This is a genomic window from Daejeonella sp., from assembly GCF_049655485.1.
In the GTDB taxonomy this organism is placed as follows: Bacteria; Bacteroidota; Bacteroidia; order Sphingobacteriales; family Sphingobacteriaceae; genus Daejeonella.
The window spans coordinates 1-5,814 of sequence record NZ_JBASJU010000410.1 but is presented as its reverse complement, the minus strand read 5'-3'; the positions used below and the strand labels follow the sequence as shown (position 1 = coordinate 5,814).

The 5,814-nt window shown below is 43.0% G+C and carries 7 protein-coding genes and 1 pseudogene; 6 read left to right on the top strand and 2 right to left on the bottom strand.

Annotated elements, in window-relative coordinates; genetic code table 11:
- A partial coding sequence (locus WBJ10_RS16570) for an FAD-dependent oxidoreductase (protein WP_424292298.1) occupies positions 1-461 on the bottom strand: 461 nt, incomplete at its 3' end.
- A 132-nt stretch (positions 462-593) separates the two neighbouring features.
- Positions 594-1,442: a bifunctional helix-turn-helix domain-containing protein/methylated-DNA--[protein]-cysteine S-methyltransferase gene (locus tag WBJ10_RS16565; RefSeq protein WP_424292296.1), complete on the bottom strand. Its 849-nt coding sequence runs from the start codon at positions 1,440-1,442 to the stop codon at positions 594-596.
- 174 nt (positions 1,443-1,616) lie between these two features.
- On the opposite strand from WBJ10_RS16565, the gene WBJ10_RS16560 reads away from it, so the two are divergent.
- From WBJ10_RS16560 to aroB, 6 genes and pseudogenes are all read left to right on the top strand, one after another.
- The gene (locus WBJ10_RS16560) at positions 1,617-2,162 is read left to right on the top strand and encodes a ferritin-like domain-containing protein (RefSeq protein ID WP_424292294.1); all 546 of its coding nucleotides are present in this window, start codon (positions 1,617-1,619) and stop codon (positions 2,160-2,162) included.
- Positions 2,163-2,254: 92 nt separating this feature from the next.
- On the top strand, positions 2,255-2,629 hold the full coding sequence (locus tag WBJ10_RS16555; protein WP_424292292.1) for a transmembrane 220 family protein: 375 nt from the start codon (positions 2,255-2,257) through the stop codon (positions 2,627-2,629).
- A gap of 95 nt (positions 2,630-2,724) precedes the next feature.
- A complete protein-coding gene (locus tag WBJ10_RS16550; protein ID WP_424292290.1) occupies positions 2,725-3,582 on the top strand; it encodes an EboA domain-containing protein in 858 nt (285 codons plus the stop codon).
- A 197-nt stretch (positions 3,583-3,779) separates the two neighbouring features.
- A complete protein-coding gene (locus tag WBJ10_RS16545; protein ID WP_424292288.1) occupies positions 3,780-4,685 on the top strand; it encodes a TatD family hydrolase in 906 nt (301 codons plus the stop codon).
- Position 4,686: 1 nt separating this feature from the next.
- Positions 4,687-5,568: a UbiA-like protein EboC gene (eboC, locus tag WBJ10_RS16540; RefSeq protein WP_424292286.1), complete on the top strand. Its 882-nt coding sequence runs from the start codon at positions 4,687-4,689 to the stop codon at positions 5,566-5,568.
- A gap of 58 nt (positions 5,569-5,626) precedes the next feature.
- A pseudogene (aroB, locus tag WBJ10_RS16535) lies at positions 5,627-5,814 on the top strand (3-dehydroquinate synthase); the annotation flags it as partial.

Genomic DNA, 5,814 nt, shown 5'->3' with positions numbered 1-5,814 from the left:
CCCTCATAAAGGTCTTCAAGCTGTTTTACCTGATCTTCGTCCTCCGCATACACATAACCTGGTTTTACCTCAAAATCGCAGTCGATATTATAGGATTCTATGTTCTTACGGATCAAACCGAATCCCGAATTTATCGCCCCTGCAAATAGCTCAGCCCCTTCTTGGCCAAAGGCATTTTCTGCTTCTGCATAGGTAGTATCTGCAAAGGTGTTGATATGAGCGCTGGTACCTCCGGTAGTGCCATAGCCTGAATTGTGAGCATCGACAATCAGGATTTCTTTCCCTGCCTTTCGAAGGATCAGGCCAGCAGTTATGCCGGTGATACCTGCTCCAATAATGATGCAATCGTATATTTTTTCATTTTCGGTTGCGATACTGGCTTGCTCACTTTCCACATTGACCTGCCAGGGGCTTAGGTTCTCTCCATCCCTCTCAATCGATTTATTCTCTGTAGTTTTCATCAGTATATAATTTGTTTTTTATAGGTGATGAAGCTATCATGAGCATATTCATCTCGGTTTGTGAGCGGTATGCTCATGATGGTTTCATAGGTAATGTTTAGAAAGTATACCATGAAAACAGGTAGAAAGTTTTTAGGTGTCCGAATTTACGTGCGCGGCCTCCCAAGCAATTATCGCGCTTTTACGTGTAAGTCCCCACATGTATCCTCCGGGGGCGCCACCGGACTTAATCACGCGATGACAGGGAATTAAAAAAGCCACCGGATTATTCCCGATTGCGGTACCCACAGCTCGGGAAGCCTTGGGGCGAGTGATTTTATCTGCGATGTTTCCATAACTCGTCAGTTTACCCATCGGGATTTTTAAAAGAGTTTCCCAGACTTTAATTTGAAATGCAGTTCCTTTCAGATGTAATTTGACCTGGCTTAAATTCGTCCAGTCATTTTGAAAGATACCAAGGGCATTTTGTTGTATGCCATCCCGTAAAGGCCTGAATCCAGCATTTGGAAAGCGGTGTTTTAAATCATCCAAAGAAAGTATTTCATTTTCTGAAAAGGACATATGACAAATCCCTTTTGATGTCGATGCAATTAATAAATCCCCAAAAGGGCTTTCGGCATAGCTGTAATTGATATCAAGTTCTGCGCCGCCATTCTTATACTCGCCGGGCGTCATACCCTCGATCTGGATAAAAAGATCGTGAAGCCTGCCCGTACCGGATAGTCCGGCTTCATAGGCTGCATCGAACAATGATGCCTGTTTGTCGTTTAGCAAGTTCTTCGCATACTCGATACTGATATACTGAAGGAATTTCTTGGGGCTCACACCTGCCCATTCGGTGAACATTCTCTGGAAATGGAAAGGACTTAAATTTACCTTTTCCGCGATTTCATCCAGACTGGGTTGGCTCCTGAAATTTTCCCGGATATAAACAATCGCTTCAGCGATTCTGGTATAGTTGATCTGTTCGGGTGTGGCCATTTATTTTTGATATAAAACAAAGGTATGGGCTTGTCTAATTCTTTGAAACCCGAAAATTGCTCATTTAAATTTAGCGATAAATACGTGCTCTATGTTATTTATACGGGAATTTAAGTTCTGCTAAACCTTTCGAAAAGCATGATGTTAGACTTTTACAAATCAAAACAAATAACTATGAAACAGCAAAGCAAAACTAGGTCAACTGCTGACAAAGAAAAAGACAAGTCGGCTTTATTGAAATTATTCACCGATGAAGTAAAAGATATATACTGGGCAGAGAAGCATCTTGTTAAAGCCTTGCCGAAAATGGCTAAGGGTGCAACTTCAGAAGAGTTAACTACTGCTATAGAAAAACACATAGGTGAAACTGAAGTGCACATTGAGCGCCTGGAACAAGTATTCGGAGTTTTGGGTATTAAGCCACAAGCGAAAAAATGTGATGCTATGGCCGGACTTATTGAAGAAGGTCAGGGTATTTTAGAAGACACTGAAGAAGGTACGATGACGCGCGATGCCGGAATTATCTCTGCAGCGCAAAAGGTAGAACATTACGAGATTGCTACTTATGGAACTCTTCGTGTTCTGGCAATGACCCTTGGTTTAAATGACGCAGCTGAGCTTTTGGAAGCAACTCTTGAAGAAGAGAAAACTACAGACGTTGGTCTGACTGTAATCGCAGAAGGTTTTGTAAACGAAGCTGCTGCTCAGGAAGTAGAATAGGTTTTAGTTATATATAATAAGGAAAGCTGCCTTCAGGGGTGGCTTTTTTTGTTGTGTCTTTTTCTGTTATATTTACGTCAATTACACGGTTTATGTTCCTAATCATCCTAAATATCATCTTCTGTCTTTCATTCCTTCTTTTCGCCTGGTTCAATTTGAACGATAACGATTCCTGGCTCTGGATACCTATTTATCTGGCGGCGGCGATTTGCTGTGGATTGGCAGCATATGGCTTATTCTATCCGGTGGCCTATCTTTCGCTGAGTGCGTTCTATTTGATTTATGCTGTTATCCTGTTTTTTTCTAAGGATGGCGTACTGGATTGGGTGGTGAAATATAAACAGCCGAGTATTACCGAAAGCATGCAGGCTACAAAGCCTTATATTGAAAAGACAAGGGAGTTTTTTGGGCTGCTGATTATAACCGCGGCTTTGGTGATTAATTATTTTGCTGGAGTAGGGGTTTAAAGGGTCTCCAGATATCTCAAATCCTTCTCAATGTGAATTGTTTTTGCTAATTTTCGCATTAATTAACCCTTAAAAGGATAATTTAATAGCCAGACATGTTTGATTACGATGCAGAAAGATTACGAACTGTAATTCTGGGGATTACCCGTTCAAATATATCATCAGAGGCTTTCCAATGGCTTCAGGAAAAACTCGGTTTGGCAGACATAAAAGCTATCAACACTGCCTTTAGCGTGATGCCGAGAAAGACCGGCAAGGAGATTATCCATATCAGCCTAAGCGATGAGCAGAACATCATGGAAATTAAACCAGGGTGGACTGTAAAAGGCTGGACAGCTGACAGGCTAGGCCGTGTTTGTTTTTTGATGAGTCTCGATACCGCCGACAAGGATAAGTATTTCAAAGTCATTGAAAATCTCTTTCTTGCAGCAGAAATGGCGGAATTAGCTGCACTTTACTCTTCGCTTCCGGTGTTAGCTTATCCCGAAATTTGGAAAATGCGATGCGCTGAAGGTATCCGGAGTAATATCGGAATTGCACTGGAAGCGATAATGTATGAGAACCCATATCCGGCAGCACATCTTGATGAAAAAGCCTGGAACCAATTGGTCATGAAGGCATTCTTTACAGATAAGGATATCAAGCGGATTTATGGTTTTGACGATCGGGCAAATGCCGAACTCGCTCTTATACTTTCAGACTATGCACACGAACGCTGGGCTGCAGGCCGAAGCGTCAATCCATTCTTATGGAGATCCACTGCAAAGTTTATAGACTCGCGTCTTAAGAAGGATTTGGAAAGGGTATTGAAGGAAGGTGATATGCAGGAGAAACAGGCTGCCGTCCTGACTATCTACAATTCGGATTCAGCTCCAGCTAAGCAACTTTTAGAGAACCACAGTGATTTAGTGGCGTCCATTGAGAAAAAGGAATTGACCTGGGATAGGATATGAGGTAGGAGGACTGAGGTCTGAGGTAGGAGGTCTGAGGTCCGGGGTATGAAGTCTGAGGTATGAAGTAAGGGAGACGAGAAAGATTATAATAATTTACAATAAAAATATCACACACCATGTGCTGCACTCATTCATTTGAAGATAGAAAACCGATAACAGGGGAGACTGAAAAATTGGACCTTGACATAATTAAAGGGATGAAGTTTTTTGATCCGCATGTTCACATGACTTCACGGACTACGGATGATTATCAGGCTATGGCCGATGCCGGGATTGTTGCTCTGATTGAGCCGGCGTTCTGGCTGGGCCAGCCGCGCACGGGCATAGATAGTTTCCGGGACTATTATAGCAGCCTTATCGGTTGGGAGCGGTTCCGTTCTTCCCAGTTTGGTATTAAACATTATTGCACTATCGGGCTTAATTCGCGGGAAGCTAATAATGAAAAACTCGCGGAAGAAGTAATGGATTTGCTTCCTTTATTTATCTATAAGGAAGGGGTTGTTGGAATAGGAGAAATTGGTTTCGATGATCAAACAGCTGCAGAGGAAAAGTATTACAGGGCCCAGCTGGAACTGGCAAAGGAATCTGGCCTTCCCGTACAAATCCACACACCGCATCGTGATAAAAAGAGGGGTACGCAGCGGAGTATGGATATTGCTCTGGAGCATGGCCTGGATCCCTACAAAGTGATAGTGGATCATAATAATGAAGAAACGGTTAAGGAAGTCCTGGATAGGGGTTTTTGGGCTGCATTTACCATATATCCCTTTACGAAAATGGGAAATGAGCGCATGGTTGAGGTTGCTAAACAATATGGGCCGGAACGGATCATGATCAATTCGGCCGCCGACTGGGGAATTAGCGATCCGCTTGCTGTACCTAAAACTGCCGCGCTGATGAAGATTAAAGGAATTAGCGATGAAGCAATAAAATTGATCACGTACTCCAATGCCATAACAGCTTTTGCACAGAGCGGACAAATTGATGAACATGATTTTACCAGCCCAGGATCGGTTGATCAGAGCCAGCGTTTTGAAGGCAATACCGTTTTGCGTGGCGGGCAACAGCCGCGAACCGACAAATCATCCATCATTATAAGCTAAGGTGGGCAAAATTCATACTTACCTGCGTTTAATGCGGCCAGCGAATGTAGTAACCTCAATAGCGGATGTGCTTGCCGGGATCGCAATCTCTGGTTATTTCTTAAACGGAAATACAGATTACGCCTCTGTATTGCTCTTATGTTTGTCGACCGCAGGCTTATATGCTGGTGGGATAGTTTTCAACGACATATTTGATGCCGATCTGGATAAAATTGAGCGTCCGGAACGAGCGATTCCAAGCGGAGCAGTTGGCATGAGGGAAGCCGTGATATTGGGCTGCATTCTTCTGGTGATCGGTATTGTAGCCGCTTTCCTGGTTGGTTTACTGTCAGGAATGATTGCCGTTGCCATCGCCGCAGCTGCTCTCCTCTATAATAAATTCAGTAAACATCATTCTTTTATTGGCCCCTTAAACATGGGAATATGCCGTGGTTTGAACCTATGGCTTGGATTAAGCATCCTTTCCTATAGTTTTAACCAATGGCAGATCCTGGGTTTGGTACCGCTGATTTATATCTATTCGATTACGATGATCAGCCAGGGGGAAGTCCATGGAGGTAAGATCAGCAACCTTTACATCGGCGGCTTTTTATATCTTGTTGTAGCTTCTTTCATTTTAACAGTTGCGCGGGTTACCGATAATCTGCTTCTAACATTGCTTTTTCTTCTGCCATTTGCATATATGATTCTTTTGCCTTTGATTGCAGCTATCGAAGAACCCATTGGTAAGAATATCGGCAAAGCGGTGAAAGCAGGGGTCATTGCATTGATCTTAATGGATGCAGCCTGGGCAGCAGCTTTTGGATCCCTCTACGCTGCTATCGCCATCGCGAGTCTTTTACCTATTTCAATTTGGCTGAGCAAACGTTTTGCCGTTACTTAGTAACATTAATTTAATTTTATAAGATCACCTGATTGTTCGGCTCTGATCAAAGCTCAATATGGAACACCTTCAACAGTCCTTCAATATAAAATTCGAATACAAAGTCCATTTTACCTCAGGGCTTTTTGATGTTTCCAATAAGCTTTTTAGTGAGTTTCTTGAGGGAACCGGCTCGCCTAAGATTCCGCGGAAGATACTTTTCGTTCTGGACAAAGGGGTGATTGATGCGGGAAACGATCTTATTGC